Source organism: Nonomuraea rosea (genome assembly GCF_039539705.1).
Classification (GTDB): Bacteria; Actinomycetota; Actinomycetes; order Streptosporangiales; family Streptosporangiaceae; genus Nonomuraea; species Nonomuraea rosea.
The window spans coordinates 136617-163108 of record NZ_BAABDQ010000011.1 but is presented as its reverse complement, the minus strand read 5'-3'; the positions used below and the strand labels follow the sequence as shown (position 1 = coordinate 163108).

Genomic DNA, 26492 nt, shown 5'->3' with positions numbered 1-26492 from the left:
CGGACATGAGGAGAGGCTGAGGTGGAGAGGGCGGCGCTGACCCGGCGGGGGTTACTCGTCGGGATCGGGGCGGCGGGCGGCGCGGGCGCCATGTACGCCGCCATGGGCGCCCTCGGCCTGGCCCCCTCGGAGCAGGACAAGGAGTTCACCGCTCCCAGGGCGGGCGACTTCTCCCTGCGCGGCAAGGGCGCGGCCAAGGTCGTGATCCTGGGCGCGGGGGTCGCCGGGCTGACGGCCGCGTACGAGCTGGGCAAGGCCGGATACGACTGCACGCTGCTCGAAGCCCGGCAGAAGACCGGCGGCCGGAGCCTGACGCTGCGCGGCGGCGACCGGTTGGCCGAGCTGAACGGCCCGTCGCAGGAGGTGACGTTCGGCGCGGGCGTCTACTTCAACGCGGGCCCCGGCCGCATCGCCCCCTGGATGGTCACCCTCGACTACTGCCGTGAGCTGGGCGTCCCCATCGAGACGTTCGTGAACAACAACGCCGCCGCCTACGTCCACACCAACGGCCAGACGACCAGGGCCAGGACCGCCCGCGCCGACATGTACGGCTATGTCGCAGAGCTGCTCGCCAAGGCCACCCACGCCGGCGCCCTGGACCGGACCATCACCAAGGACGATCAGGAACGGCTGCTCGACTTCCTCAGAAGGTTCGGCGACCTCGGCCCCAAGCTGGAGTACGAAGGCTCCGAACGCCGCGGTTTCACGAAATTTCCGGCGCTCGACACCGGCACCCCCATCGACGACCCCGGCACCCTCCACCGCATCCTCGCCGCCGGCACCGGCCGCGCCATCACCAACGACTTCGGCTACGAGCAGGCCACCCCCATGTTCCAGCCCGTCGGCGGCATGGACGCGATCGTCGCCAAGCTCACGGAGGCGGTGGGCCAGGACCGCATCAAGACGGGCGCCAAGGTCACCAAGATCACCAACCTCGCCGACGGCGTGGAGGTCGTCTGGGACGGCGGCAGCATCAAGGCCGACTACTGCGTCGCCACCCTCCCGCCCCACCTGCTGGCCAAGATCCCGCACAACCTGGGCGCCCAGGTCACGACCGTACTGAAGACCCCCGTCCCCGTCGCCGCGGGCAAGATCGGCCTGGAGTACGGCAGGCGCTGGTGGGAGCTGGAAGACCGCATCTACGGCGGGGTGACGGAGACCGACCTCGACATCACCCACATCTGGTACCCCTCGCACGGCTACCACGCCGAGCGCGGCGTCCTGGTCGGCTACTACAACACCGAGCGGAACGCCGAGCTCTACGGGGCCCTCACCCCGGAGGACAGAAGGCGGCGCGCGCTCACCCAGGGCAAGAAGATCCACGGCGACAAATACCGCCAGAACCTCCTCTCCAGCGTCTCCGTCGCCTGGGACCGCCAGGAGCACATCCAGGGCGGCTGGGTGCGCTGGCCCTCCTTTGATTCGTCCTTCACTTTTCTGCAACGCCCGGCAGGAAGGGTCTACTTCGCGGGCGACTGGCTCACCCACCTGATCGCCTGGCAGGCGGGGGCGATGGAGTCGGCCCGCGGTGCCGTCACCCTGCTGCATCAGCGAGTGCTGCAGTCCCCGTGACGTCGCCCCGCTACTTCCTGGACCGGCATAGGCTCCTGGGAGAGCGATCGAGGAGATGGGATGACGTTGCACTGGATGCCCGCGACCGAGCGGATCGACCTGCTGGCTGATCCGGTGGCGCTGGCCGTGCCCGACGTGGAGGGCGCCGAGGTGGCCGAGATCGATCCCGATCTGGCCGACACGGCGGAGTTCTGCGAGCGGTACGGTGTCCGGCTCGACGAGTCGGCCAACTGCGTGGTCGTGGCGGCCAAGAGGGGCGGCGAGACCCGATACGCCGCCTGCATGGTGCTCGCGACGATGCGAGTGGACGTGAACGGCGTCGTGCGCAAGCATCTCGACGCCCGTAAGGCGAGTTTCGCGCCGATGGCCGAGGCCGTCGAGCTGAGCGGTATGGAATACGGCGGCATCACGCCGCTGGGCCTGCCGGGGGATTGGCCGATCCTGGTGGACACGCATGTCGCGGAGCACGCGCGCGTGGTGATCGGAAGCGGCGTACGCAGATCGAAACTCGCCGTATCCGGAGCCGCCTTGGCCGCTCTGAAGAGGGCAGAGGTGCTCTCCCTCGCAGGCTGAGCAAAACTGAAGCCGATTCGAGACCGTTGGATGGGAAACCGATGAGGCCTTTCTGGACGTTGTACGAGTGGGAATGTGGCCTCATGGTTCATCTCGTGGGCGGGGATTAAGCCGGTATGGTGCTTCATGCCATGAACGATGACCGACTAGGCCCTTACCGGCTGCTCAGGCGGCTCGGAGAGGGCGGGATGGGCGTTGTCCACCTCGCTGTCGACCCCCAGGGGCGGCAGGTGGCGGTCAAGGTCCTGCGCGGAGAAGTCGCCGGTGACGAGGTCGCCAGGCGACGGCTTTCGCGTGAAGTCGAGACGATGCGCCGGGTGCGGAGCAAGTTCATCGCCGAGGTGCTCGACGCCGATGTGACAGGTCATCGTCCCTACATCGTCACTCGTTACGTGCCAGGCCGTCCGCTCGACGAGATCGTCAAGGACGACGGCCCACTCGATCTGCCCGCGCTGGTCAGGGTCGCGCACGGAGTGGCGGCGGCGCTGTCCGTCGTCCACTCGGTCGGCGTGATCCATCGCGACCTCAAGCCGGGCAACGTCCTCATCCTCGACGGCGAGCCCGTCCTGATCGACTTCGGCATCGCGCAGGCGGTGGACGCGACCAGGCTGACGCAGACCGGCATGTTCATCGGCACGCCGGGCTATCTCGCGCCCGAGATCATCGAAGGCCAGGAGGCCGGGCCCGAGGTCGACATCCACGCGTGGGCGGGCACCCTGCTCTACGCGGGCACCGGCCTGCCGCCCTTCGGCAAGGGCACGCTGGAGATGATCTTCTACAACATCACCGCGGGCAAGGCCGACATCAGCGCCGTCCCCGCCGAGCTGCAGCCGCTGCTGAAGGCGGCGTTCCAGCGCAATCCCAGCAAGCGGCCCAAGGCCGCGGACCTGGCCGAGCAGACCGCCAGGATGCTGCCCAAGCCGTCGAAGAGCGGCTCGGCCGACGAGATCTCGACGGTGCCGCGGCCCGACCAGCATCAGCCGGCCGACTTCTCGGCTCCGCCGCCACCGGTCGTGGCGGACAAGCCGTCCTATGACGTCTCCACGCCGCCGGTGACGCCGAAGCGGCTGCTCGAAGGGCAGGACCAGCCGCCCGCGACGCCGCAGGACCAGCAGCCCTACGTCTCGCTGCTGCCCAACCAGGCCGACCCGTGGCCGACCCGCAGGGTGTCGCCTGAGGAGCTGCGGCAGATCCAGCGCGAGGCAGCGGCGGCGGCTCCGCCGTGGCAGCAGCCGGTCAACAACCACGGGCTCCAGGCGCCGCCCGGCGAGGCCGACGTGCCCACCCGGCGGGTGCGCCCCGAATCCCCTGACTACGGACGGCCCAGCCCACAGCCCGGCTCCGGCCACGACCAGGGCCGGAACGCTCCCGACGCCAATCGGTACGGCGCGGGTCCTGAGGCCGGTCGGTACGGCGCTGGACCCGACGCCAATCGGCAGGGCGCAGGATCCGACGCCAATCGGCAGGGCGCAGGATCCGACGCCAATCGGCAGGGCGCAGGATCCGACGCCAATCGGCAGGGCGCGGGACCCGACGCCAACAGGTACGGCGCGGGAGCCGACGCCGGGCGGCGCGACTCCGGCAGGCAGGGCACCGGTCCCGACGCCGGGTGGCTCGGCACGGGCCCCGACCAGCCCGACTACGGCAGGCCCAGCCCGAGCCCGTCCCCGCCGCCGCCCTACATCCCGGCGCAGCCGCACTACCACCCCGAGCTGCGGACCAAGCGGGAGCCGTACATCCCGGCGGTGCCGCCGGGCAACATGCTGCAGCGTTCCAGGGCCTACGGCGTGGCGAGCGCGATGCTGCTCATCCTCCTGGTCGTGGCGGCCGTGGTCATGCCCGTGATCGTGGCCGTGCTGGCGGTCCCGCTCGCGGTGCTGCTGCGCGCGGCCGACATGGCCCAGCCCGAGCTGACGGCCCGCAGGCCGGCCGGCGCGGCGGCGCTCGACGTCGTCAGGGTGTTCGCCTTCCCGAAGGCACTGGCCAAGTCGGCGGGCATCACGCTCGCCCTCGTCCTCTACGCTCTCATCCTCGGCCTGCCGGTGACGCTGTTGCTCACGGTGGTGGCCAGAATGGACTCCTCCAACGCCCTGGCCTGGGGTGCCGCCATCGCACTGTGGACCGTCTGCGCAGGTCCCGGTGTGGAGGGCCCTGGCAAACAGATGCGCAGAACTCTCTCATCGCTCGTACCCTCGAGAACAACGGCGATGGTGATGGCAGGAGTCCTCGCGGTTGGCGCCGCGCTCTCGCTGATCCTCGCCTACAACACGTTCGGGGCCGAGCCAAGGGGGGCCGTATGGACTCCGCTGAACGTCGATCCAGTGGTCAAACAGCTCAACGGATTGAGGGGGAATTCCGGGGGATGACGCGGGGAAGGTGGCGATGAGCACACAAGCACCAGAGCGCCTCGGCCCTTACCGGCTGGTGAGGAAGATCGGTGAAGGTGGCATGGGGGTCGTCCACCTGGGCCTCGACGACGAGGGCCGCAAGGTCGCGATCAAGGTGCTCCATCCGCACGTGGCCGCCGACCTCAAGGCGCGTGACCGGCTGACCCGTGAGGTCGAGACCATGCGCCGGGTACGCAGCCCGCACGTGGCCGAGGTCATCGACGCCGAGCTCGTCGGCGGCCAGCCCTACGTCGTAACCCGCTTCGCCCCCGGCAGGACCCTGGAGGACACGGTCCTGAGCGAGGGGGCGCTCGAAGCCCGCCAGATCATCAGGCTCACCCAGGGGCTCTGCCAGGCCCTGGTGGCCATCCACACGGCCGACGTGATCCACCGCGACTTCAAGCCGTCCAACGTCATGCTGGTCGACGGCGAGCCGCTGGTCATCGACTTCGGCATCGCCCACCTGGTGAACGCGACCCGGCTGACGCAGACGGGCATGTTCGTCGGCACGCCGGGCTATCTGGCGCCCGAGATCATCCGTGACTCGGAGATCACCCAGGCGGCCGACGTGCACGCGCTGGCCTCGACGGTGTTCTTCGCCGCGACCGGCGCGCCGCCGTTCGGCACGGGAACGTTCGAGGCGGTCTGCTTCAACATCATGGAGGGGCGCGCCCAGATCGACAAGGCGCCCGTGTGGCTGCGCGGATGGCTCACACGGGCGCTCCAGGTCGATCCCGCGACCCGGCCCAGCGCCCACGAGCTGCTGCGGATGGCCAGGGCGCTCGACCCGTCGGTGACGACGTTCAACGAGACGGCGTTCGAGGGGCCCACGGGCACCAAGCGGCTGGGCAACCGTACGCGGACCATGGACAACTTCTCCGACCTGCTGCCGCCGGTCGAGTACGGCAAGCCCGCGCCGCCGCAGCGGCGGGAGGAGCGGCCACGCCGCGACGAACGGCCGCCGCCCTACGTGCCCGCCCCGGTCAACGACAGGGCGCCGATGCCGCGCGCCGACCAGCGGGTGGCGGGCTATCCCGAGCCGCCGCACACCGCGCAGTCGCAGGTCAGACCGTACGTTCCGCCGACGGCGCAGGGGGCGCAGGTCCGGCCGTACGTTCCGCCGCCCGCGCCGCGCCAGTACACCCCGCCGGGCGAGCGCAAGAAATATCTGTTCGGCAGCCAGTTCGTCGGCCTGCTCCTGCTGGTCACGCTGGTGGCGCTGACGGTGATGATGCCGGTCATCGCAGGCGCGGTGGCCGTGGCGTTCGCGCTGGTGCTGCGCATCGGCGGCTACCTGTTCGACGACCTGGTCAAACGGCGTCAGGTGCGCGGCAACAGCGCGGCCGACCCGTGGCTCGCCGTCGTCGGCACCCCATGGGCGCTGGTCAAGTCCGCCCTCGTGACCGCGGTGCACGTGCCGCTGGCGCTGCTGTTCGGCGTGTGCGTCTGGGGCCTGCTGCACTTCGCCGGCCAGATGAACGTCAACGAGGCCGCCTCCTTCGGGGCAGGCGCGTTCGCGGCGGGCCTGTTCGTGCTGCCGGGCGGCGGCACGCCGCGCAAGGCCGTCACGCGCTCGCTCACGAGCGTCCTGCGCAGCCCCGGCGCGGCGCTGGTCGCGGTCGTGCTGGTGGGCACGGCGGCGCTGTTCGCGGTGATGTTCGCGCTGGGCCAGGATCCCTCCTGGTACCCGTGGCGGGCGCCGAAGGCGGTGATCGACGAGCTGGCCGGTGACGCCAGGCAGAGCACGATCGGGCTGATCACGGGATTGATCGGGAGCTTGCTGGACGGGCTCGGTCTGGGGTTCCTGACCAACTGGTCCTGAGTGTCCGCATGGGCTCTCGGGGGGAGAGAACAGGTATGAGCGAGCACCTCGGCCCATATGAGCTACTCTCCCGGCTCGGGGCCGGCGGGTTCGGCGAGGTGCACCTGGCGCTCGACGCCGAAGGGCGCACGGTCGCCGTCAAGGTGCTGCACCCGCACGTCGCGGCCGACTCGGGCGCGCTGGCCAGGCTGGCGCGCGAGGTGGAGACCATGCGCATGGTCGGCGGGCCGCACGTGGCGGAGGTGCTGGACGCTTCGCTGGAGGGCGCCAGGCCCTACCTCGTGACCCGCTACGTCCAGGGCCGTCCGCTGAGCGCCGTGCCCTTGCCGATCGCGGATCTGCGCCTGCTGGCCGTCGGCCTGGCCGACGCGCTGCTGGCCATGCACGAGTCGGGCGTGGTGCACCGCGACCTGAAGCCGGCCAACGTGATGATGACCGAGGGCGAGCCCGTGGTCATCGACTTCGGCATCGCGAGCGCGCTCGACACGCTGTCCGTCACCGCGTCGGGCGCGGTGGTGGGCACGCCGGGCTATCTCGCCCCTGAGATCCTCGAAGGGCGGGCCGCGGGCGTGGCGGCCGACGTGTTCTCCTTCGGCGCGACGCTGGCCTTCGCGGCGACGGGGCGGCAGCCGTACGGGCAGGGGCCGGCCTCCGCGGTCGCCTACCGGGTCGTGCACCACCCGCCCGACCTGGAGGGCGTGCCCGAGTGGCTGGAGCCGTTGTTACGCGAGTGCCTGTCCGCCGATCCGGCCGTGCGGCCGACGGCGGCGCAGATCTGCGCCAGGCTCGGCGTGGCGCCGGTCTCCCACGCGCGCCAGGCCTACCGCAGCCCGGCCGGTACGGCGCTCCGCCCGCGCCCCGCGCCCCGATCGCCCGCCGGGGACGACCTGACCACCAGGGAGTGGCGGCCGGGCAAGGAGCGGCACCGCAGGTCGGTGGAGGAGTCCAGGGCCAGGCACCGGGAGAAGGTGCGCAGGCGCTGGCTGATCGGCTCGGGGCTGTTCGTGTCGTTGCTGGCCGCCGCCGCCCGCCAGCCGCTGCCCGAGGTCGCCCTCTTCCTCCTGGCCGCTTACGCGCTGGGCGTGGTGGCCGACGCGGGCGTGGCGCTGTTCTCGCACAGTCCCTACCGGCGCAGCCGCATGATCATCGATATGGTCGGCGTGGTGGGGGCGGTCGGGCTCTGCTTCGGGCTGGCGGCCCTGTTCAGCACGTTCACGCTGGCGTTGTTCGCGGGTACGGCCCTGGTCGTGGGGATCGTGTTCCTGCTGTCGGCCTGAGCGGTGGGGCGGGCGCCCCCAACAGAATGAAGTTCGGTATGGTGGGAACGGTAGTTTGCCGCGCAGGCCGTACAAGCTGGGGGTTTGCACTTAAGCTACCGATGGGTAACATAACCGCGGAACCACGGCACACCCTCTGTCGGGGGCCCGGACGGCACCTGACAGTCTGGACAGCATTGCATTCGGCGCCCACCGCAACGACGCGGTGGCGCACGCGAACATGGGAGGTCGGCCACCGGCCATGAACATCGTCGTCTGCGTGAAGCAGGTCCCCGACACGGCGACCGAGCGCAAGCTGCGGTCCGATGACAACACGCTCGACCGCGACGCCGCCGACGGCGTGGTGAACGAGCTCGATGAGTACGCCGTCGAGGAGGCGCTGAAGCTCAAGGAAGCCCATGGTGGCGAGGTGACCGTCCTCACCATGGGTCCTGGCAGGGCCACCGAGACCATCCGCAAGGCACTGGCCATGGGCGCCGACAAGGCCGTCCACCTGAGCGACGACGCGCTGCACGGCTCCGACGCGCTCTCGACGTCGTACGCGATGGCGCAGGTGCTCAAGAAGATCGGCTTCGACCTGGTCATCCTGGGCTCGGAGTCCACCGACGCGCGCACCGGCGTGCTGGCCGCGATGCTGGCCGAGCGCCTCGGCACTGCCCAGCTCACGCTGGCCAACAAGGTCGATGTCGAGGGCTCCTCGATCTCGATCCAGCGGATCACCGACTACGGCTTCGACAAGGTCGAGGCCACGCTGCCGGCCGTCGTGTCGGTGGTCGAGAAGATCAACGACCCGCGCTACCCGTCCTTCAAGGGCATCATGGCGGCGAAGAAGAAGCCGGTCGAGACGCTGGCCATCGGCGACGCGTCCATCGACGCCGCCCAGGTCGGCCTGGCCGCCGCCTGGTCCGAGGTCGTCGACTTCGCCGCGGCCCCGCCGCGCGCGGCCGGCACGATCGTCAAGGACGAGGGCGACGGCGGCGCGAAGGCCGCCGACTTCCTCGCGTCGAAGAAGTTCATCTGAGAACGGGGGTTTTACTGATATGTCGGAGATTCTCGTTCTCGTCGAGCAGGTCGAAGGCGAGGTCAAGAAGGTCACACTGGAGCTCCTGACCCTGGCCCGCTCGCTCGGCACGCCCGCCGCCGTCTGGGCCGGCCCCGGCATCACCGCCGAGGCCAAGGCCAGGCTGGCCGAATACGGCGCTGACAAGATCTACGTGGCCGGCTCAGCCGATCTCGCGGACTACGTGGTCGCGCCCAAGGCCGAGCTGCTGGCCCAGCTCGTGTCCGCCCAGTCGCCCGCCGCCGTGCTCGTGGCCGCCACGGCCGAGGGCAAGGAGATCGCCGGGCGTCTCGCCATCAAGACGGACTCCGGCGTCATCACCGACGCCGTGGGTCTCGGCGAGGGCTTCGTGGCCGACCAGTCCATCTTCGGTGGCGGCGTCAACGTGCACGCCAAGGTGCGCAAGGGCACGCCGATCGTGGCCGTACGCCCCAACTCGACCGCCCCTGTGACCTCGGCCGGGGCCGGGACAGAGGAGGAGGTGCCGGTCACGCTGTCCGACGCCGCCAAGGCCGCCCGCGTGGTCGAGCGGGTCAAGCAGGAGAAGGGCGCCCGCCCCGAGCTGACCGAGGCCGCGATCGTGGTCTCCGGCGGCCGTGGCGTCGGTTCCGCCGAGAACTTCTCGGTCATCGAGGGCCTGGCCGACGCGCTGGGCGCGGCCGTGGGCGCCTCGCGCGCCGCCACGGACGCGGGCTGGTACCCGCACCAGTTCCAGGTAGGCCAGACGGGCAAGACCGTGTCGCCGCAGCTCTACATCGCGGCCGGCATCTCGGGAGCCATCCAGCACCGGGCGGGCATGCAGACCGCGAAGACGATCGTCGCGATCAACAAGGACCCGGAGGCCCCGATCTTCGAGCTGGCCGACTACGGCGTGGTGGGCGACCTGCACCAGGTCGTGCCGCAGCTCACCGACGAGGTCGCGAAGCGCAAGTAGGCGCGTCCCGCACGGCGGGGGCCGGGCTCCGAGGTCGGAGAGCCACGGTCCGCGCCGTGCGGGCTCACGCGGGACGATCCGGTGCGATGGCGGGCAGGCGGATCTGGAAGGCCGCTCCTTCGCCCGGCGAAGATCGCAGCTCCACCCGCCCCCCATGCGCGGCCACGATCGACCGTACGATCGCCAGCCCCAGTCCCGCCCCTCCCGTGGCCCGGGCCCTGGAGGCGTCGGCGCGGTAGAAGCGGTCGAAGACGCGCTCCGTCTCCTCCGCCCCCAGCCCGGGCCCCTCGTCCTCGATGACCAGCACCGCGTCCGTCCCGTCCGTCCCCACGCCGATCCTGACCGGCGTGCCGGGCGGCGTGTGCGTGATCGCGTTCCCGACCAGGTTGCTGACCACCTGACGCAGCCGGGCCTCGTCGCCCAGGACCGGGGCGGTGGCCGCCGGTCCGCCGGAGGGGCCGGTGAGGGCGATCGGCCTGGACGGGTCGAGAGCGGTGACGTCGTGGCGGGCGTCGGCGGCGAGCGTACGGAGGTCCATCGGCGTCAGCTCCAGTCCGGGCCCGTCCGCCTCGTCCAGGCCGGTCATCAGGAGCAGGTCGTCCACCAGCTTGGCCAGCCGGCCCGACTCGCTCTCGATGCGGGCCAGCGCCGAGGCGGCGTCCGTGCCGCCCATGCGGTACAGCTCGGAGAAGCCCTTGATGCCGAACAGCGGCGTACGCAGCTCGTGGCTGACGTCGGCGACGAACGTGCGCATGCGGGCCTCCGACTCCACCTTCGCCGCCACCCCCTGCTCGATCTGGGCGAGCATCTTGTTGAGCGACAGCGCCAGGCGGCCGACCTCCGTGCCGGGCGGGGCCGGTTGGGGGACGCGCCTGGTGAGGTCGCCGTCCGCGATGGCGGCGGCGGTCTCCTCCACGCGGCGCAGCGGGGCGAGGCCGGCTCTGATCGCGACGCCGCCCGCCAGCGCGAGCACGGCCAGCAGCACCGACCCGGCGACGAGGCAGGCCAGCCCCAGCCGGTTGACCGTCGAGTGCAGGCCCTCCAGCGACACCGCGGCGACCACCCGGGAGTGCCCGATCGCCCGGCTGGTGGCCTTCGCGGGCAGCACCACCGCCCGCCACTCCGTGCCGTCCGCCCCCTCCACGGTGAACGGCTTTCCGGATGCGGCGGGGTCGAAGCGGGGCAGACCGGGTCCCCCCGGGTCCCCGAACGCGCGCAGCACCGTCCCGTCGGCCGCCAGATAGGCCGCGTACCCCTTCGTGACCAGGTCGAGCTGCCCTGCTCCCAGCGGGGCCCGGTCGGTCCTGGCCTGCAGCCTGGTCACGAGGTCGGGCGGGACGGCGGACAGCGCCGTGCCCATCGGGGCGAGCTGCGCGTCCAGGCGGGCCAGGAGCTGGGTCTCCAGCTGACGGACGACGACCGAGCTGATCACCACCAGGCCGACCACCAGCAGCCCGACCGTGATCGCCAGCAGCCGGGCGCGCAACGACAGCCGCCCGCCGGTCATGGCTTCGGCTTGCGCAGGACGTAGCCGACCCCGTGCACGGTGTGGATCAGCCGGGGCTCCGCGCCGTCGTCCAGCTTGCGCCGCAGATAGCTCACGTACGTGTCCACGATGCTCGTGTCCCCCGCGAAGTCGTAGCGCCACACCTGGTCCAGGATGTGCGACTTGGGCAGCACGCGCCCGGCGTTGAGCACCAGGTGGTGCAGGAGCCGGAACTCCGTGGGGGACAGCCGCACGGGACGGCCCGCCCTGGTCACCTGGTGGCCGTCGGGATCGACCACGAGATCGCCGACCACCAGCGTGTGGTCGTCGGGGATCGCGCCCGTGCGCCGCAGGATGGCCCTGATGCGGGCCAGCAGCTCCTCCAGGTCGAACGGCTTGGTCACGTAGTCGTCGCCGCCGAGCCTGAGCCCGTTGATCTTGTCGGCCCTGGTGTCGCGGGCGGTCAGGAAGAGGACCGGCACCGGGCCGGGCCGCCCGCCGGTCCTGGGCAGGCCGCGCAGGCGGCGCAGGACCTCGAAGCCGTCCAGGTCGGGCAGCATGACGTCGAGCAGCACCAGGTCAGGCGGCTCCCGCAGGGCCTCCGCCAGCGCCTGCGCGCCGTTGTCGGCCGAGCTCACCGTGAAGCCCGCGAACCGCAGCGTCGCGGACAGCAGCTCCTTGACGGTGGGCTCGTCGTCGACCACCAGCAGCCGTTCGCCCAAGTCAGGCACCTCCCGGGTCCAGCGTAGTCAGGCGTCGCGGTTCTTTACCTGGACGAAAGCCGCGACCAGCATGACCGCGACGAACCCGACAAGCACCCCGAACGCCACCACGGGCGGCAGCTCGGACGTCCCGGAGACGGCCTGGAAGGCGGCCATGTTCGGCCAGTACGTGTGGATGAGGTCACGCAGGAAGGCGGGGGTGGACGAGGACAGGACGGGGAGCAGGAGGAAGGCGGTGCTGACGTTCACGGCGGAGGCCGTACCGCGGAGCAGGAGCCCCAGCGCCAGCCCGAACAGCGCCAGCAGCGTGAAGACGACCGGTCCGAGCAGCAGCAGCCGCAGGACGCCCGGATCGCCGGGCATGAGGTACGGCGCCCCGTTCGCGGCGAGCGCGGCCTGACTGGCCGTGAACATCAGCCACACTCCGGCCACGCTCACCGGCAGGGCGACCAGCGCGGTCATCGTCGCCTTGGCGGCCATCAGCCGGCCGCGCCGGCCCACGGCGGCCAGGCTCGGCCGCATCGTGCCGGAGCCGTACTCGGAGGAGGCCACCAGCACGCCCAGCGCCGAGATCAGCAGCTGGGCGATGAACAGCCCGCGCATACCCATGTCCAGCGGCTGGAAGTCCAGCCGCTCCTGGGGCGTGGCCGTCGCGTACTCGCCCGCCGAGGCGTTGCCGAACAGCCACCCGAACAGTCCGGAGACCCCGAAGATGGCCAGCGACAGCACCATGGTGACCCTGATGCTGCTGAACTTCGTCCACTCCGCCCTGAGGACGCCCGCGTCGATCATCGGGCCGCTCCGTACTCGACGGCGTCACGGGTGAGCTCCATGAACGCCTCCTCCAGGGACGCGCGCCGCGGGGTCAGCTCGAATAACGGCACGCCCTCGGCCGCCGCCAGCCGCCCCACGTCAGGCGCACTCATGCCGGTGACCAGCAGCTCGTCCGGCCCCACCTGTACGTGAGCACCGGACAGCTCCAGCCGCCGGGCGAACGAGGCGGCCTCAGGCGTGCGGACGAGCACGGTGTCCCCGGCCCCGGCGAACTCCTTGGTGAACTCGCCGATCTCCGCCTCGGCGATGAGCCGCCCCTTGCCGATGACCACCAGCCGGTCCGCGGTCAGCGCCATCTCGCTCATCAGGTGGCTGGACAGCAGCACCGTGCGTCCCTCGGCGGCCCACCCCCGGATGAGCGTCCTGATCCACAGCACGCCCTCCGGGTCGAGCCCGTTGACCGGCTCGTCGAGCAGCAGCACCGGCGGGTCCCCGAGCAGGGCGGCGGCGATCCCCAGCCGCTGGCCCATCCCCAGCGAGAACTCACCCGCCCTCCTGCCGGCCGCGTCGGCCAGCCCGACCAGGCCGAGCACCTCGTCGACGCGGGAGGCGGGCAGGCGGTTCGTCTGGGCCAGGTAGAGCAGGTGCTTGTACGCGGTGCGCCGCGGATGCGCGGCCCCGGCCTCCAGCAGCGAGCCGACCGCGCGCAGGGGGTGCGGCAGCTCGTGGTGGGCGCGGCCGAGGACGGTGGCCGTGCCCGACGTGGGCAGGTCGAGGCCGAGGATCATGCGCATGGTGGTGCTCTTGCCGGCCCCGTTCGGGCCCAGGAAGCCGGTGACGAGGCCCGGCCGCACGGTGAAGGAGAGATCGTCCACGGCGAGTGTCGCGCCGTAGCGTTTGGTCAGTCCGTTGAGCTGGATCATGCCGTCCAGCGTGGGGCGGCTGGTTGGAGATGTTCTGAGCGGATCTGTGAGTTCTCTGTGAGCGCAGGCGCCGCGACGTGGGGGCGTGCGGCGCCGCGCGCCCGCATTGACAGGGAACTCTCAGCCCAGCGCCGCCCTGAGGCGGGCGGCCAGGTCCTCGGCCTGGGCCTGGCTCCAGGAGAGCAGGCCGTGCTCGGACATGAGCGCGTGAAACTGCTGCTTCTTGTACGGGGTGCCCGGCGGCAGCGGGGCGACGTGCCAGTGCAGATGGGAGTTGCCCTGCTGGCTGCCGAGCGAGAGCAGGTACGTCCGCTCCGACGGCACGACGGCCTCCACGGCCAGGGCGACCTCCCTGACCACGCGCATGAGAGCGAGGTAGTCGTCCTCGTCCAGGTCGCGTACGGCGTGCTCGACGTGCCGCTTCGGGCTCACCAGGACGTAGCCCGGCAAGGTGGGATAGCGGGAGAGAAAGGCCAGGTGGCGGTCGTCCTCGTAGACGATCTGCTCAAGATCGTACGCGGGGTCCCCGGCGACGATGGCGCAGATGAAGCAGGGGATCGACCGCACCCGGGCCTCGTACGCCTCGATGTCGAAGCGCACGTTCCTTTCAAGATCCATCCCACGATGATGTCAGGCCGCGACCTCGGCGGGCTCCCTGACCGGAAGGGGAGTGATCGCGACCGGCTCCCTGCGCGGGAGCAGGCGGGCGGCGAGGGCGATGAGCACGCCCAGGACCACGCCGATGCCGAGCGCCGTACGCAGGGAGGTGGCGTCCGACAGGAAGCCGATCACCACGGGGCCGAGCAGCAGGCCCGCGTACCCCATGGCGCCCGCCTGGGCGATCGCCGGGCCGGGGGCGTCGGTCGCGGTGCCCGCCAGCGACAGCGTCAGCGGCGAGATCGTCGCCACGCCGAGCCCGACGAAGAACATCGCGAACACCGCCACCAGCGCCCCTGAAGCGCCCAGCACGACCGCGAAGAACCCGGCCGTGGCCACCCCGGAGACGGTCAGCATGCCCCGCACCCCGAACCTCGTCCGCAGCCGGTCGCCCGTGAGCCTGGCGACCAGCATGCCGACCTCGAAGACCGGGTAGCCCAGCGCCGCCAGGGCCTCGGGGGCGCCGAGCTCGTCACGCAGGTAGAGGCCGTTCCAGTCGGCGACCGTGCCCTCGACCATGAAGGCGAAGAACATGATCGCGCCGAGCAGGTAGACGATCGGCGGCATGCGCCTGCGGGCCGCCGTCGTGCCCGCCGCCACCGGGGGCTCGGGCAGGTACGTCCGGCCGAGCAGCACCATGACCGGCAGCGAGACCAGGCCGACCAGCGCCACGTTGGCGGTGAACGGCAGGCCGAGCGCGATCGCCAGGCTGCCCAGCCCGCCCGCGGCGATGGCGCCGACGCACCAGCCGGCGTGCATGCCGTTCATCAGCGGGCGGCCGTACGCCTGCTCGACCGTGGAGCCCTGGGCGTTCATGGCGACGTCCACCATGCCGAAGGCCATGCCGAAGAACGCCACCGCCACCATCAGCAGCGGCAGGTCAGGTGCGAAGGCCACGGCCACGAGGCCGGCCGCCGTGAGAGGGCCGCCTGCCCGCAGGACCGTCCTGCTGCCCACGCGGGCCATCACGCGCCGCATGGACTGCATGGTCACCAGAGCTCCCAGGCCCCACACCAGCAGAATCGCGCCGACCGTGGCCTCGGACAGGCCCAGTTTGTCGGTCAGGGCGGGGATACGCACGGTCATCGTGCCCACCATCAGGCCGGAAAGGACAAAGGTGAGGACCGCCCCGTAACGGGCACTCCTCAGCTCGCGGGTCATAAGGCCACACCTTTCACAAGTTCGTATTTTTTGGGTACATATCGGGCTCGCCAGGGCGCACTCGTCCGCCATCGGTTTCCGATGGCCGGAGGAGGGCGTGACAGGGCGGCCTGTCAGATCAGGGGGCGCGGAGGCGCGGGAAGCCGCGAGGCGGTGGGTCGCCTTCAGGCGGAGAAGGGTGCGGGCTCAGCTGGGCGGGGGTTTGAGCAGCGCCCTGAGGCGGCTCTCCAGCCCCTGAAGATCGTCCTCGGTGTTCAGCTCCGGGTCGTGGCTGGCCACGTCCCAGAGCCCTTCACACGCGAGCCGGACGATCTGCGAGGCCCGTGGGTCGGGCTCCTCGCTGAGCTCATCGCGATGCCAGCGGGTCATCGCCTCGCGCAGCGGCGCGAGCAGGAAGAGGTTGCCCGACGCTCCCGTGACGACCGCCCATCGTCGCAGCCGGCCGGAACGGACGGCGGCGAGGGTCGCGCCGAGGTAGCGCTCGGTGTAGGTCTCACCCGGCTGGGCGGCCAGCAGCTCGTCGAAATCCTCGATCAGCCGCTCGATCATGCCCTTGATGAGGGCCTCTTTGGAGCCGTAGTGATAGAGCAGGCCGCCCTTGCTGACACCGGCCCGGTCCGCCACGGCGGCCAGGGTGAGCGCGGTCGAACCCTGGTCGCAGAGAAGCTCCTCCGCCGCGTCCAAAAGCTCGTCCCTTCGCATGCCTCAACTGTACCGTCCGGACGGTACAGTCGCAAACGAGATACCCTGAGCACGTGACCAGACCGTCGGCCTATCTTGATCATGCGGCGACCACCCCCATGCTGCCCGAGGCGATCGAGGCCATGACGGAGCAACTCAAACGGGTCGGAAACGCTTCCTCGCTGCACGCGGCGGGCCGTCAGGTGCGCAGGGTGGTGGAGGAGTCACGCGAGACGATAGCCGACGCGCTCGGCGCCCGGCCCAGCGAGGTCGTGTTCACCTCGGGCGGCACCGAGGCCGACAACCTCGCCATCAAGGGCCTCTACTGGGCGCGCAGGCCCAGGCGGCGCGTCCTGCTCAGCTCCGTGGAGCACCACGCCGCCCTCGATCCCGCCCATTGGCTGGCCGACAGCCAGGACGCCGAGGTCGAGCTGCTGGCGGTCGATGAGCTCGGCCGGGTCCACCCCGACACGCTGCGCGCCGCCATCGACCGCGACCCCGAGAACGTGGCGATGATCAGCGTCATGTGGGCCAACAACGAGGTCGGCACGGTCCAGCCCGTCCACGTGCTGGCGGCCGTCGCCCACGACCACGGCATCCCGTTCCACACCGACGCGGTGCAGGCGCTCGGGCAGTTGCCGGTGTCGTTCGCCGAGTCCGGGGCCGACGCGCTCACGCTGACCGGCCACAAGATCGGCGGCCCCATGGGGGTCGGCGCGCTGCTGCTGACCAGGGGCCTGACGCCGGTCTCCGTGCAGCACGGCGGCGGTCAGGAGCGCGACGTGCGCTCCGGCACGCTCGACGCGCCCGCCATCGCCGGGCTCGCCGCCGCCGTCGGCACCGCCGTCGCGGAGCAGGAAGCCCTCGGCCGCCGCCTGACGTCGCTGCGCGACGAGCTCATCGAACGCGTCCGCGCGGCCGTGCCCGACGTGGTGCTCAACGGCGACCCGGTGGGCCGGCTGCCCGGCAACGCCCACTTCTCCTTCCCCGGCTGCGAGGGCGACGCGCTGCTCATGCTGCTCGACGCCAAGGGCGTGGAGTGCTCGACGGGCTCGGCCTGCTCGGCGGGCGTGGCGCAGCCGTCCCACGTGCTGCTCGCCATGGGGGCCGAGGGGGCGGCGGCCCGCGGCTCGCTCAGGTTCACCTTGGGCCACACCTCGACCAGGGACGACGTCGACCGCCTGATCGAGGTGCTCCCCACCGCCGTCGAACGCGCCCGCCGCGCCGGCCTGAGCTGACCGTCCTTGTTAAGACCGCCCGCCGCGCTCAGGTGAGGAAGGGGACCACGGCGGTCCACGCGGGGTCGGCGGCCACGTCCACCCTGGGCTCGCCCTCCTCCCAGCTCACGATCAGCTCCTTGGCGTGGATCGCGGCGTCGCCGGTCGGATCGGCGTACACGTGGATGATCCGGTGCCCTTCCGCGCTCAGATGCGCCGCGAGCACCGCGTCGTCGCGCAGCTTGAGCAGGCGGGCGGCCAGGCGCTCCTCGAAGTCGCGCAACGCGGCCAGGGAGTCGCCGATCGGCAGGCCGTTCTCGTCGCGGTGCGCGTAGGGGAGGGTGATCGCGATGTGCTGGTCGAACAGCGGATAGTCGACCGGCCGCAGCGGATGGCGAGCCGTGGCGACGAGCGGCGCGCCGCTGCCGGTCTGGCCCTCCAGCAGCAACCACTCCTCCTCGGTGTAGCCGGAGGCCAGGTCGGCGACCACGGCGGCCAGGTGCACGGCGGCCACCGAGTCGATCGGCTGGAACGTGGCGGGCGTGATCTCCCCGACCCATCTGGCCACGTCGTCCTCGCCGAGCAGCCAGTCGAGGGCCAGCAACGCGGCCTCCATCCTGGTCTCCTCGTCGAGCTCGCCGAAGATCGGATGGTACGCGGACACGTCCACGCGCGGCTGGTCCCTCGGGACCCGCAGCCCCAGCATCAGCTTGTCGAGGGCGAACTCGTAGCCGCCCACGTCGAGAGTGAGCTCCAGTGCCTGCGCGTTCGCCTGCCGCGACGGATGGAACTCCCACAGCAGGTCGGCCGGCGGCGCCGCCTTGGCCCAGCGGTGCGCGAGAGAGCGCAGCTCGGCGTCGCCCGCCGCGGTCACCACGAGGGCGTGCGCGGCGTTCTTGCCGGGAGCCACCTCCCAGACCAGGCCCGGATGGACGGCCTCCACGGCCGGGGCCAGCAGCTCTTCCAGCCCTTCCGCCGCGCCCGACGCCACCATGGAGTCGAGGCCCGGCCTGGCCTCCTGCCACCACGTCCAGAACCCGGCGATGCCGTCGCCTGTCTCGCCGGCCTCTTGCTCTTCGTCCTTGCGCCCGAACAGTCGCATGACTGAATCCTTCCAGACCCGGCCCATGGTCGCGCACTCCTGGCCGGACAGTAGGCTGGAAAGGTCATGGGACTGCGTGTGCTTGCCGCCATGTCGGGCGGCGTCGATTCCGCCGTGGCCGCCGCTCGGATCGCCGAGGCCGGTCACGACGTCACTGGTGTGCACTTGGCCTTGTCGGCCAACCCCCAATCCCACCGCACAGGTGCCAGGGGCTGCTGCACGATCGAGGACTCGCGTGACGCGCGGCGCGCCGCCGACGTCATCGGGATCCCCTTCTACATCTGGGACATGGCCGAGCGCTTCCAACGCGACGTGGTCGAGGACTTCGTCGCCGAATACGCCGCCGGCCGCACCCCCAACCCGTGCCTGCGCTGCAACGAGAAGATCAAGTTCTCGGCGGTCCTCGACCGGGCGCTGGCCCTGGGCTTCGACGCGGTCGCCACCGGCCACCACGCCAAGCTGGCCGACGGGGTGCTGTCCAGGAGCGTCGACCAGGGCAAGGATCAGTCGTACGTGCTGGGTGTGCTCACTCGCGAGCAGCTCAGCCACGCGATCTTCCCGCTGGGCGACTCGACCAAGGCGGAGGTGCGCGAGGAGGCCGCCAGGCGCGGCCTGACCGTGGCCGACAAGCCCGACAGCCACGACATCTGCTTCATCGCCGACGGTGACACGCGCGGCTTCCTGGCCGGGCGGCTCGGCGCGGCCGAGGGGCCGATCGTCGACCAGAGCGGCGCGGTCGTCGGCAGCCACCAGGGCGCGCACGGGTTCACGGTGGGCCAGCGCAAGGGCCTGCACATGGACCGGCCGGCCGCCGACGGCAGGCCGCGCTACGTGCTGTCGATCGAGCCGGTGTCCAACACGGTCACCGTCGGGCCGCGTGCGGCGCTGGAGGTCACCTCGATCACCTGCGGCACCCCGGTCTGGAACGGCCCCCAGGTCGCGAGCGACCTGACCGTGCAGCTCAGGGCGCACGGAGAGGTCTTCGGGTGCCGGTACGAGGAGGCCGGCGGCGGGCTGCGGGTCGAGCTCGACCGCCCGGCCACCGGGGTGGCGGCGGGCCAGGCGGCGGTCCTCTACGCGGGCTCCACCGTGATCGGCTCGGCCACCATCGTCTCCGCCGCCTGAGGCCCCAGCTCGGGGCGGCCTTCGTCTCCGCCGCCTGGGGCTCCAGGTCTGGGCGACCTTCGTCCCCCCGACTAGCTCAGGGTGATCGATTCGCCGATCCGCAGGCGGCGCATGTCGGCGCCCTGCTTGTCGGACTCCAGCTTCAGGTAGTTGTCCACCAGCGACAGGCCGATGTCGTTGAGCAGGCCGTCGTGCGTGGAGAAGGCCCTGGCCGGGCGTACGGTGCGCAGATAGTCGACCATCTCCAGGAGCTTCATCCACGGGGCGTTGGTCGGGACGAGCAGGGTCGGCACCTCGACGTCGGGCACGGTCAGGGCGTCGCCCGGGTAGAAGACCTCGTCGTCGAGCAGGAACCCGACGTTCTGGACGATGGGCACGTCGGGGTGGTTCTTGGCGTGCCACTCCCCGAACACCTTCACCCGGAACCCGGCCGTCTCGAAGTCGTCGCCGTGCCGTACCACCTGGACCTTGCCCGGCACCTCGGTCAGCTCGGCGGCGACGCCCTCGCAGGTCCAGATCTCCAGGTCGGGCGAGGCGGCCTTCAGCCGGTCGACGTCCACGTGGTCACCGTGCTGGTGGGTGATCAGGACGACGTCGGCGCCGTCGAGCACCGGGTCCTGGGTGAACATCCCGGGGTCGATGACGAGGGTCTTGCCGTTCTTCTCCACGCGCACGCACGCGTGGCCGTACTTCGTGAGCTCCATTCGGCAGAGCTTACGCTTGGCCCCATGTCAACGTGGGAAGCCACCGGAGTCGGCTCGCATCCGGGCGAGGATCATATCGAGGCCATCAAGGTCGTACTCGGCGAGGTGCCCCGCCTGCCGTACCTGCCCGAGCTGCCGGCCAGGGGCGTCGGAGCCGACATGATCGGCAGGACGGCGGCGCTGCTCGTCGATCTGTCCGTCGAGGTCCAGCCCTCCGGCTGGCGGCTCAGCGGCCGTCCGGGGCGCGACCACCGGCGGGCCGTCGATCACCTGCGCAGGGACATCGACGGTCTGGAGGAGATCGGCCACGACTATGCGGGCCCGCTGAAGCTGCAGGTGTGCGGGCCGTGGACGCTGGCGAGCTCGATCGAGCTCAAATACGGCGACAAGATGCTGGCCGACGCGGGAGCGGTCCGCGATCTGACCGCTTCGCTGGCCCAGGGTCTTGCCGACCACTGCGCCGAGGTGCGGCGGCGGGTGCCCGGGGTGAGCGAGATCGTGGTGCAGCTCGACGAGCCCGGGCTGCCCGGGGTGCTGGCCGGGACCGTGCCGACCGCTTCCGGGTTCGGGCGGCTGGCCGCCGTGGAGGAGTGGCGGGTGGAGGAGTCGCTGCGGCTGTTCGACGCTCCGGTGGTGCACTGCTGCGCGCCCGGCGTGCCGTTCGACGTGCTCCGCAGGGGCGGGGCCAAGGGCGTCTCGGTGGACGCCGCCCTGCTGCGGCGCAGGAACGATGACGCGCTGGGGGAGGTGTTCGAGGCCGGGATGGCGTTGTTCATGGGCGTCGTGCCGGGCAGGGACGCGCGGCTGGCCGACGTGAAGGCGGTCGCCAGGCCGGCGGTGGAGCTGTGGCGGCGGCTGGGGTTCGAGCCCGATCGGCTGGCCGGGCAGGTGGTGCTGACCCCGGCGTGCGGGCTGGCGGGCGCTTCGCCCCAGTACGCGCGTGCGGCCCTCGCGGCCTGCAGGAACGCGGCGCAGGTGCTGAAGGACGATCCGGCAAGCGGGATGCAAGGTCAGTGAGTAGCCTGCCGGCATGATCCTTCGTACGCTGGCCGCCGGTGCCGTCCTCGTGATCGCCTCCGCCTCGTTCGCCGTCCCCGCCGCAGCCTCTACGGGTGCGGCCGCGAACCCGGAGATCTGGAGCTGGGGCTCGATCTACTCCGCCGACCGGGCGGGCAAGGCCAAGGGCAGGGTGGTGCTCGACCGGCCGGGGTTCGTCGTGAGCGGGAAGCTGTACGACTTCCCGGGGCGTAAGGGGTGCTCGTGGCTGGCGTTCCGCTGGGTCAAGGCGAGCGGGGGCAAGGGGTACAAGACGTACCACTCGTGTTCGGGGACGAAGCCGCTGTCGTTCGCGCTCAAGACGGGCTACATGCTCTCGATCGAGGGCAAGGTGTGCCGTGGCACGGCCGGGAAGGTCACCGGCAAGTGCTCGGGGTGGGAAGGCGTCTGGAGCCAGGGCGGCTGAGCCCGATACGCCCGGAGCTGGGGGGCGGCGGGCGTACGCCCAGAGCTGAGGGGGCGGCGGGCCGTACGTCGCGGCGTGCTCCTGTCGGCGCTCGGCGGTAGCGTTTGCTCAGGGTGCCGGACGGAAGGAGACCTGGTCGTGAGCGAGCCGAGCACTGAGGTCGGTGGCGTGCCCGTGTCGGCGCTGAAGCGGCACGCCGAGGTCAGCGAGCTGGTCGAGGACGCCCGCTGGCGCTATTACGTGCTCGACCAGCCGACGGTGAGCGACGCCCAGTTCGACGAGTGGTTCAAGGAGCTGCTCGCGCTGGAGGAGGCCCATCCGACGCTCCAGACGCCCGATTCGCCCACGCAAAAGGTGGGCGCGCCGGTTTCCGGGGACTTCGCCAAGGTTCAGCACCTCAACAGGATGGAGAGCCTCGACAACGCCTTCAGTGACGCCGACATGGCCGCCTGGCAGGCGCGGGCCGAGCGGCTGGCCGAGGGCGACCCGGGGCCCTACCTGTGCGAGCTGAAGATCGACGGGCTGGCGATCGCGCTGGTCTACCGCGACGGCAAGCTGGAGCGCGGCGCGACCAGGGGCGACGGGCGCACGGGCGACGACGTGACGGCCAACGTCCGCACGATCAAGGGCATCCCCCACCGGCTCGCGGGCGACGACGTCCCGAGCCTGGTCGAGGTGCGCGGCGAGGTCTACATCCCGGTCGAGGGCTTCAAACAGCTCAACGAGCAGCTGATTGAGCAGGGCAAGCCGCCGTTCGCCAACCCGCGCAACTCGGCGGCGGGCACGCTGCGCCAGAAGGATCCCCGGATCACGGCCCAGCGGCCGCTGCGGATGCTGGTGCACGGCATCGGCATCTGGGAGGGCGCGGCCGAGCCGCGGGCGCAGTCCGAGGTCTACGACCGGCTGCGCGAGTTCGGGCTGCCGGTCAGCGACCTCTACAAGGTGCTGCCGGGGCTGACCGAGATCAACGAGTTCATCGAGCACTACCGCGTGCACCGCCACGATCCCGCGTACGAGATCGACGGGGTCGTGGTGAAGGTCGACGACTTCCGCACGCAGCGCGAGCTGGGCTCCACGTCGCGGGCGCCGCGGTGGGCGATGGCGTTCAAATACCCGCCGGAAGAGGTCAACACCAAGCTGCTCGACATCGAGGTGGGCGTCGGCCGCACCGGGCGCGTCACGCCGTACGCGGTGATGGAGCCCGTCGTGGTGTCGGGCTCGACCGTCGAGCGGGCCACGCTGCACAACGCCGCCATCGTGGTGAAGAAGGGCGTGCTCATCGGCGACACCGTGGTGCTGCGCAAGGCGGGCGACGTCATCCCCGAGATCGTCGGGCCGGTGACGGCGTTGCGCGACGGGTCGGAGCGGGAGTTCGTGATGCCGACCCACTGCCCCGAGTGCGGCACCGGACTGGCCTACGAGAAGGAGGGCGACGCCGACCTGCGCTGCCCCAACACGCGGGGCTGCCCGGCCCAGATCCGCGAGCGGATCTACTTCGCCGCCGGGCGGCGCGCGCTCGACATCGACGGCCTCGGCTACGTCGCGGCCACCGCGCTCACCCAGCCGCTCCCGCCCCAGCAGCCGGTGGTGCGCACGGAGGCCGACCTGTTCGACCTGACGCTGGAGCAGCTCGTCCCGATCAAGTCGGTGGTCCGCGACCAGGACACCGGCCTGCCCAAGATCGACCCGAAGACCGGCGAGCAGAAGGTCGTCACGTTCTTCTCCAACATCAACGGCGAGCCCAGCCAAAACGCGCTCAAGCTCATCGAGGAGCTCGAACGCGCCAAGCAGGTGCCGCTCGCCCAGATCCTCGTCGCCCTGTCGATCCGGCACGTCGGGCCGCCCACCGCCCGCGACCTGGCCGACGCGATGCGCTCGATCGACGCGATCATCAACGCCTCGGAGGAGGAGCTGGCGGCGGTCCCCGGCATCGGGTCCCGGGTGGCGGCCACGATCCGGGAGTGGTTCGCGGTCGACTGGCACCGGGAGATCATCGAGCGGTGGAAGGCCGCCGGGGTGCGGATGGAGGACGAGCCCGCGCCCGAGAAGGGGCCGCAGACCCTCGAAGGGCTGACGTTCGTGGTGACGGGGACGCTGGAGGGCTACACGCGCGACTCGGCCGCCGAAGCGCTCACCACGAGGGGCGGGAAGGTGTCGGGCTCGGTGTCCAAGAAGACGTCGTTCCTGGTGGCGGGGGAGAACGCGGGGTCGAAGTACGACAAGGCGGTGGGCCTTGGGGTGCCGATCCTGGATGGGGCCGGGTTCGAGGTGCTGCTGAACGACGGGCCCGAGGCGGCCGCGGACGTGGCGGTGACTCCCGAGGCTCCCGAGGCCTAAAGCTTCGCCGCCGGCCTTTCCGAGGCTCAGCGGTTCGCCGCCGCCCTTCGGACGCGGGGAGCGCCGACGACCTTCGAGCGCCGGGCTGGCGCCGTGCGTATCTCCAAGAGAGCGGGAAGCCGGGCCCAGCACAGGGCGGACTCCCGAGGCGGCCGGCCTCCGAGAGGACGGTCCCCCCGAGAACGTGGCACTCCCGACACAGCCGAACCGCGAAGCGGCGGGCCGGGGGTGGGTATGTCTGTCAGCGTGAACGGTTTGCTACCCAGGGTGTTTTTTGGGTATATGTCGGAAAGGAGAAGTGACGGAACGTACGCGCTTGGTTTCGCGAAGTGGGGTGAAGGTCGTACCCTCCCATAGTGACCTAATGGGGGTTCTGTTACCGATGACTGACCCAACCGACACCCGCGACACCGGACCACGCGTCGGCACGCCGCTGTGGGGATTCCTCGCGGGCATAACCGTGATCGGCTTCACCGCTCTGGTGGTGGCCATGCTCAGGCTGGACGCGGCCGGGCTCGTGGGGCTCGCCCGCACACCGCTGTTCTGGATGCTGGCGGTGCTGGTGATCCTGGGCGAGCTCAGGCCCGTGATGGTGTCCTCCGCGACCACCGTGGGCGGCACCTATCCGTCCACCATGTTCACGTTCGCCGTGTTGCTGCACTTCGGGCTGCCCGTGGCGGTGCTGATGCAGGCCGTCGCCGTGGCCATGAACGGCGTGGTCACGCGTAAGTCGTGGCATCGGGTCATGTTCAACATCGCCCAGTCGACGCTCGCGCTCACCGCGGCGGCCGTCGTGCTGGGGTTGTTCAGGATCGTGCCGAGCCCCGCCCTGCCGTGGGTGCCGGGCGGCGGCGACCTGCTGGCGATCACGCTGGCCGGGGTCGCGTACTTCGCCACTAGGGCCACCCTGGTCAGCGGCGCGGTCGCGCTGCACGAGCGGCGCTCGATCACGCGCGTGCTGAAGGTCACGGCGGGTCCCCAGAGCCTCGTGTACGCGGGGCTGCTCGGCCTGGCGCCACTGGTCGTCGTCGTCATGAACCACTCGCCGGGCCTCGTCCCCCTCTTCGTCGCTCCCCTGGCGGCCGTCTACTTCACCGCCACGCTCTCCATGCGCCGCGACCACCAGGCCCTGCACGACGAGCTGACCGGCCTGCCCAACCGCAAGATGCTCATCGTCAGCACCGAGGAAGCGCTCGCCGAGGCCCGCCAGGACGAGCGGGTCGGCCTGTTCCTGCTCGACCTCGACCGGTTCAAGGAGGTCAACGACACGATGGGGCACCCGGTCGGCGACCGGCTGCTGCAGATGGTCGCGCACCGCCTCACCCATTCCGTACGCCCGGGGGACGTCGTGGCGCGGCTGGGCGGCGACGAGTTCGCCGTGCTGCTGCCCTCGATCAGGGACACCCACGCGGCCAGGGAGGTCGCGGCCCGGTTGCGGGCGGCGCTGACCGAGCCGGTGCGGCTGGAGGGCATGACCTTCGACGTGGACGGCTCCGTCGGGATCGCGCTCTACCCTGACCACGCCCCCGACTTCGAGCTGCTGCTCCAGCGCGCCGACGTGGCCATGTACCTGGCCAAGGAGGGGCGTACCGGAGTTGAGCTCTACCAGCCGGACAAAGACCGTAACTCGCCCGAACGCCTCAACCTCCTCGGCGACCTGCGCCGCGCCATCGACAACCGCGAGCTGCGGCTGCACTACCAGCCCAAGGTCAGCCTCAGCAGCGGCGCCGTGCAGGGGGTCGAGGCCCTGCTGCGCTGGCGCCACCCGGTGCACGGGCCGATCGCGCCGTCGGAGTTCGTGCCGCTGGCCGAGCAGACCTACCTGATGCGGCAGCTCACGGCATACGTGATCGAGTCGGCGCTGGAGCAGGTCGCCCGCTGGTGGCACACGGGGCAGCGGGTGCAGATCTCGGTGAACATCTCCGCCCGCGACCTGCTCGACTCCGCCCTGCCGGAGCAGCTCGAACTAGGGCTGGCCCAGTACGGCCTGCCGCCGGCGGCCATCCAGCTGGAGGTCACCGAGCGCATCCTGACCGGCGACCAGGCCTACACCCAGGAGACGATCAAGGCGCTGGCCACGCTCGGCGTGCCGCTGGCCCTCGACGACTTCGGCACTGGCTACTCCTCGCTGATCCGGCTCCAGCGGCTGGCGGTGTCCGAGGTGAAGATCGACGCCTCGTTCGTCCGCAGGATCGCGGAGTCGGAGGACGACGCCAGGATCGTGCGCTCGATCGTGGACCTGGTGCGCTCGCTCGGCCTGCGCTCGGTGGCGGAGGGCGTCGAGTCGGACGACGTCGCGATGCGCCTGGCGGAGATGGGCTGTGACGTGGGGCAGGGCTGGCTGTTCGGCGAGCCCATGCCGGCGGCTGAGGCCACGATCTGGCTCCAGGATCACTCGGAGGCGTCGCCCGAGGTCGAGTTCGGCTACCGCCCCGAGGTCAGCCGCACCGCCTGACACTGAGTAAGTGATCCTGCACAGGAACTAACTTCTTAGAAGTTGACCTCTGTGTTCAAGG

General features: G+C 71.1%; 22 protein-coding genes. 13 read left to right on the top strand and 9 right to left on the bottom strand.

All coding sequences use genetic code 11. The features are described 5' to 3' along the window. Window positions 1–21: 21 nt before the first annotated feature. The 7 genes from ABEA43_RS25845 (at window position 22) to ABEA43_RS25815 (ending at window position 9625) form a co-directional block, all read left to right on the top strand. Complete coding sequence (locus tag ABEA43_RS25845; RefSeq protein WP_345565632.1) at window positions 22–1572, top strand: flavin monoamine oxidase family protein; 1551 nt, start codon at window positions 22–24, stop codon at window positions 1570–1572. Window positions 1573–1632: 60 nt separating this feature from the next. Next, window positions 1633–2145 (top strand): YbaK/EbsC family protein, encoded by a 513-nt coding sequence (locus ABEA43_RS25840; protein WP_345565630.1) that lies wholly within the window; start codon window positions 1633–1635, stop codon window positions 2143–2145. 131 nt (window positions 2146–2276) lie between these two features. Continuing rightward, complete coding sequence (locus ABEA43_RS25835) at window positions 2277–4511, top strand: serine/threonine protein kinase (RefSeq protein WP_345565628.1); 2235 nt, start codon at window positions 2277–2279, stop codon at window positions 4509–4511. A gap of 16 nt (window positions 4512–4527) precedes the next feature. Next, window positions 4528–6354, top strand: a complete 1827-nt coding sequence (locus ABEA43_RS25830; protein ID WP_345565627.1) for a serine/threonine-protein kinase — start codon at window positions 4528–4530, stop codon at window positions 6352–6354. Between the two features lie 35 nt (window positions 6355–6389). Next, window positions 6390–7631: a serine/threonine-protein kinase gene (locus ABEA43_RS25825; RefSeq protein ID WP_345565625.1), complete on the top strand. Its 1242-nt coding sequence runs from the start codon at window positions 6390–6392 to the stop codon at window positions 7629–7631. Between the two features lie 241 nt (window positions 7632–7872). Continuing rightward, window positions 7873–8652: an electron transfer flavoprotein subunit beta/FixA family protein gene (locus ABEA43_RS25820; RefSeq protein WP_345565623.1), complete on the top strand. Its 780-nt coding sequence runs from the start codon at window positions 7873–7875 to the stop codon at window positions 8650–8652. A 19-nt stretch (window positions 8653–8671) separates the two neighbouring features. Further along, window positions 8672–9625, top strand: a complete 954-nt coding sequence (locus ABEA43_RS25815) for an electron transfer flavoprotein subunit alpha/FixB family protein (RefSeq protein ID WP_345565621.1) — start codon at window positions 8672–8674, stop codon at window positions 9623–9625. Between the two features lie 64 nt (window positions 9626–9689). On the opposite strand, the gene ABEA43_RS25810 is transcribed toward ABEA43_RS25815, so the two are convergent. From ABEA43_RS25810 to ABEA43_RS25780, 7 genes are all read right to left on the bottom strand, one after another. Then, on the bottom strand, window positions 9690–11132 hold the full coding sequence (locus ABEA43_RS25810; protein WP_345565619.1) for a sensor histidine kinase: 1443 nt from the start codon (window positions 11130–11132) through the stop codon (window positions 9690–9692). Next, complete coding sequence (locus ABEA43_RS25805; RefSeq protein ID WP_425570364.1) at window positions 11129–11833, bottom strand: response regulator transcription factor; 705 nt, start codon at window positions 11831–11833, stop codon at window positions 11129–11131. Before ABEA43_RS25805 ends, ABEA43_RS25810 begins: the two co-directional genes overlap by 4 nt. Before the next feature lie 27 nt (window positions 11834–11860). After that, window positions 11861–12625, bottom strand: coding sequence for a hypothetical protein (locus ABEA43_RS25800; protein ID WP_345565616.1), 765 nt, complete (start codon window positions 12623–12625; stop codon window positions 11861–11863). Then, window positions 12622–13530, bottom strand: a complete 909-nt coding sequence (locus ABEA43_RS25795) for an ABC transporter ATP-binding protein (protein WP_345565615.1) — start codon at window positions 13528–13530, stop codon at window positions 12622–12624. The genes ABEA43_RS25800 and ABEA43_RS25795 overlap by 4 nt, the downstream gene beginning before the upstream one ends. Window positions 13531–13650: 120 nt before the next feature. Further along, on the bottom strand, window positions 13651–14148 hold the full coding sequence (locus tag ABEA43_RS25790) for an HIT family protein (protein WP_345565614.1): 498 nt from the start codon (window positions 14146–14148) through the stop codon (window positions 13651–13653). Window positions 14149–14160: 12 nt separating this feature from the next. Continuing rightward, window positions 14161–15348, bottom strand: coding sequence for an MFS transporter (locus ABEA43_RS25785; RefSeq protein WP_345565612.1), 1188 nt, complete (start codon window positions 15346–15348; stop codon window positions 14161–14163). Window positions 15349–15534: 186 nt separating this feature from the next. Beyond that, a complete protein-coding gene (locus ABEA43_RS25780) occupies window positions 15535–16050 on the bottom strand; it encodes a TetR/AcrR family transcriptional regulator (RefSeq protein WP_345565610.1) in 516 nt (171 codons plus the stop codon). Between the two features lie 53 nt (window positions 16051–16103). Between ABEA43_RS25780 and ABEA43_RS25775 the strand changes: the two genes are divergently transcribed. Then, on the top strand, window positions 16104–17267 hold the full coding sequence (locus ABEA43_RS25775; protein WP_345565609.1) for a cysteine desulfurase family protein: 1164 nt from the start codon (window positions 16104–16106) through the stop codon (window positions 17265–17267). A gap of 28 nt (window positions 17268–17295) precedes the next feature. Here ABEA43_RS25775 and ABEA43_RS25770 read toward each other — a convergent pair whose 3' ends face one another. Next, a complete protein-coding gene (locus ABEA43_RS25770) occupies window positions 17296–18348 on the bottom strand; it encodes a DUF695 domain-containing protein (protein WP_345565607.1) in 1053 nt (350 codons plus the stop codon). Between the two features lie 66 nt (window positions 18349–18414). Here ABEA43_RS25770 and mnmA point away from each other — a divergent pair, with 66 nt between their 5' ends. Further along, window positions 18415–19473, top strand: coding sequence for a tRNA 2-thiouridine(34) synthase MnmA (gene mnmA, locus ABEA43_RS25765; protein ID WP_345565605.1), 1059 nt, complete (start codon window positions 18415–18417; stop codon window positions 19471–19473). A 71-nt stretch (window positions 19474–19544) separates the two neighbouring features. Here the strand turns inward: mnmA and ABEA43_RS25760 are convergent, their stop codons facing one another. Next, window positions 19545–20177, bottom strand: coding sequence for an MBL fold metallo-hydrolase (locus ABEA43_RS25760; RefSeq protein WP_345565603.1), 633 nt, complete (start codon window positions 20175–20177; stop codon window positions 19545–19547). Between the two features lie 24 nt (window positions 20178–20201). On the opposite strand from ABEA43_RS25760, the gene ABEA43_RS25755 reads away from it, so the two are divergent. From ABEA43_RS25755 to ABEA43_RS25740, 4 genes are all read left to right on the top strand, one after another. Further along, window positions 20202–21194 carry a methionine synthase gene (locus ABEA43_RS25755; RefSeq protein WP_345565602.1) on the top strand — a complete coding sequence of 331 codons (993 nt, stop codon included), beginning with the start codon at window positions 20202–20204 and terminating at the stop codon, window positions 21192–21194. Window positions 21195–21207: 13 nt separating this feature from the next. Further along, window positions 21208–21639: a hypothetical protein gene (locus tag ABEA43_RS25750; RefSeq protein ID WP_345565600.1), complete on the top strand. Its 432-nt coding sequence runs from the start codon at window positions 21208–21210 to the stop codon at window positions 21637–21639. A gap of 138 nt (window positions 21640–21777) precedes the next feature. Then, window positions 21778–23976 carry an NAD-dependent DNA ligase LigA gene (ligA, locus tag ABEA43_RS25745; RefSeq protein ID WP_345565598.1) on the top strand — a complete coding sequence of 733 codons (2199 nt, stop codon included), beginning with the start codon at window positions 21778–21780 and terminating at the stop codon, window positions 23974–23976. Between the two features lie 382 nt (window positions 23977–24358). Continuing rightward, window positions 24359–26431 (top strand): putative bifunctional diguanylate cyclase/phosphodiesterase, encoded by a 2073-nt coding sequence (locus tag ABEA43_RS25740; protein WP_345565597.1) that lies wholly within the window; start codon window positions 24359–24361, stop codon window positions 26429–26431. Window positions 26432–26492: the final 61 nt, after the last annotated feature.